At 45.9% G+C, this 3,014-nt stretch carries 3 protein-coding genes; all 3 read right to left on the bottom strand.

Annotation, left to right across the window (positions count from 1 at the left end; translation table 11 throughout):
* The coding region (locus GF309_08605) for a hypothetical protein (GenBank protein MBD3158832.1) at positions 1–748 on the bottom strand (748 nt) is incomplete at its 3' end.
* Between the two features lie 31 nt (positions 749–779).
* Positions 780–1,484, bottom strand: a complete 705-nt coding sequence (locus GF309_08600) for a hypothetical protein (GenBank protein ID MBD3158831.1) — start codon at positions 1,482–1,484, stop codon at positions 780–782.
* Positions 1,485–1,658: 174 nt separating this feature from the next.
* The gene (locus GF309_08595; protein MBD3158830.1) at positions 1,659–2,930 is read right to left on the bottom strand and encodes an ATP-binding cassette domain-containing protein; all 1,272 of its coding nucleotides are present in this window, start codon (positions 2,928–2,930) and stop codon (positions 1,659–1,661) included.
* Between the last annotated feature and the right edge of the window lie 84 nt (positions 2,931–3,014).

Here is a 3,014-nt window from a genome sequence, read left to right as displayed (position 1 = left end):
TCCACGTCAGGTGTAATAATCCTGTTTCATCTTCTGTCATGCGAGCGTGGATAAAAGCAGCTTCTTCGGCAGAAGGGAGTGAGTGGAGTATTCGGGGGTGAGACCAAGTTTCCCCGTCATCACTAGAAGAGGTATAATTCGCTGTAACTCCCGCAAAGGTGAAGAAAGCCACATGCAATTCACCGCCTTTTCCCACAACCAAAGAGGCAGTAATGACATCATGGGATATGAAATGCGTGCTCCAAGCGCGCACATCAAGGGCAAGGTCTACGGGGACATTGCTTAGAAATAGCTCTCCACCCCAGCCTTCTGTCCAGAGTAGGATAAGCGAATCGGTACCTGGGCTGTATTCCGCCTCCATAAGTTGTGCCCCAGCCCATGTAAGAGTTGGAGCTACTAATACGTCCAGCGGAGGACTTGGACTGGTGGGTACATAGTAATATATCGTGTCTCGATCCTCTGCATTTTTCCCGCCTGTGAAGAAGACATGGGCAATACCATTAGAATCAACTGCAACGCTGCAATTGTTGTAGTGAATATCGGATGATTCAGGCACGACCTCATGTATCTGCCACGAAATAGTCTGTGCTGCTAGGTGCCCAGTTGAAGCAGCTATAGTCGGACATGGCGGTAGGATAGCTCCATGAAGGGCAAGAACAATGGACAATATCTTCAGTATTGCCCCGAGTTCAAGCCTTTCGGAATCGTGGTTCAAGGACTGCAATTGGGAGGATGCTAAAGAGTTCATAACGTTAAGGTCTCTCGGACTAAAGGCGGTTTCAACGCAGTGAGTTCTTGGAGTTCGAGGTTCTCCTGCGATGTTGCTGAAGTTTTCTCCAAAGCTTTAGGGCCGGAGGGCAGAATAAACTGAGAACTGCACTCAATCTTGAATGAATGGGTCCCCAGGTTTTCCACCGCAGGGCGTCAGCAATTCGCCCTGAGTCAGCACCGATATAAAAAATCCACGAGTGGCGATTGCGCACGATAAGCTTGTCCTTGAATCGTGCGAAATCCTGTTTGTTCCACTGAGATTGATGTCTCTCGTTCGGGTTTCCGAAGACTGCTCCTTGCATGGCGGGCCTTTTCGGAGTCGATATAAGAAGATTCCGGCAGTGTCTATCACACTCGTCCACCAAACATTGCCCCGTTTCACTGTCAAAGTGCTCTAGAACATCAATAAGTAGAACGAGATCGTAATCATCACCAAGCTGAGGTAAAATCCTAATGGCATTTCCAATATATATCTCGTCGTAAATGAATTGGTGAACAGGTGTAAGATAATCCTTGAATATCTCAATGCCTTCGATACGTCTTTGCCACCTGTTATATTCCTTTGTTTGGCCTTCTCCGTGAAATTCTAGATACTCCCTTGCGAGGAAACCATACTTGCCGAAGCCTACACCTATGTCCAGCAATCTCCGTGGCTGAGTCAGCACTATGAGCTCAATAATTTCATTCAGTTGATCAAAATGACTGGTCGGCATATCTCTTCCTGTGAAATGGTTGGTCGTTTGGATCGAACTGATTGAAGCACCGTAGACCCTCAATCAGTAACGTTGATCCCAAAATAGACCCACCATTCCGAAAACAGTGTTTTCTGAGGCCCAAAGCGGGGGGGGTCTCATACCTGCATTCCTATTTGGGCTGTTGCAAAGTTATCAGTCAGCCCTACAAGTGTTCCATTTCATAAGGGGCATCACAGTTCCTGGGTATTTCTTGTCTGCGTACAGGTTTGAATGTCTATTGCTTGGAATAACACTGAATGGATAAACAATTTGCTCATGAATAACCCAGCGGATGTTGTAGATGAGAACCGAAATGTCGATGAAGTAATCCTTTTCGGCGAGCAACTCTGCTGGAATCTGCGTTTCAGATACATAGTGTCCCGGTTGCGTGGCTACGATTTCGGTGTCAGTATCATCGTGGAAACTGCGGAAAGCTGTTATCCCAGTATCACTCCGCTTAAGATCAAAGCCAACTCGCAATCCAGTAACTTGGCGCCTTACCCGGTATTCAATCGTTACAGAAATTGGTTTGTTGCTCATAAAACGTCTTGACGGGCTTCCCTCCTGTATAACTATAACGTTTAGCAGTTCGAAATCTGGATCCTGGGGGAGTGCTGCCAATTCTTTTTTTAGATTTTTGAATTCTGAGTTCTTTTTTGTGCTACCTACATATTTCCCGATGCCTGTTTTTACATCACCATCATATTTAAGACAACCCCTATCCAAGAGGAATACACGGCTGCAAAACCTTGCGATGGAAGTCATATTGTGGCTTACAACAATGACGGTCCGTCCTGATTTAGCGATTTCACCCACTCGGTTAAGGCACTTTTGCTGAAATGCGATATCTCCTACAGCCAGCACCTCATCGACTAGCAGTATTTCTGGATCAAGATGAGCTGCGACTGCAAATGCCAACCTTACTTGCATGCCACTAGAATAACGCTTGACGGGTGTGTCCAGAAATTGCTCAACACCTGCGAAATCAACGATCTCATCAAACTTACGTTTGATTTCATTGTATTTCAATCCAAGCACTGAGCCGTTGAAAAAGATGTTTTCTCTACCGGTCAACTCTTGATGAAACCCTGTACCTACTTCCAATAGACAACCTACACGACCGAAAATTTCTGCTCGTCCTTTGGTCGGTTCTGTAATACGCGCCAGCATTTTAAGTAGAGTGCTCTTTCCGGCTCCGTTCCGCCCTATCAATCCTACAACTTCTCCTCTATACACATCAAAGGACACATCTCTGACCGCCCATATGGAATTGTCCATACCATCCGACGTCTCCGATTCTTTAGAGCTGGCTCTCAATCTCAACAGGGAAGCCAGATTATCCCGCAGTGTTTGATAACGGACAGTACTTCCTCCAATTTGATACAGTTTTCCAATGTTAGAAGCTTTGATTGCTATATTTGACACGTTTGACACCTTCTAGAGGATTTTCTTGACTGCTTAAAACATGCATCCCCCACCGCTACAACCTCGTATGCCAACAGAATATCC

The sequence above is a fragment of the Candidatus Lokiarchaeota archaeon genome (assembly GCA_014730275.1).
Classification (GTDB): domain Archaea; phylum Asgardarchaeota; class Thorarchaeia; order Thorarchaeales; family Thorarchaeaceae; genus WJIL01.
Note: the sequence above shows the minus strand (reverse complement) of the source record. Positions and strands in the feature narration are given on the sequence as shown.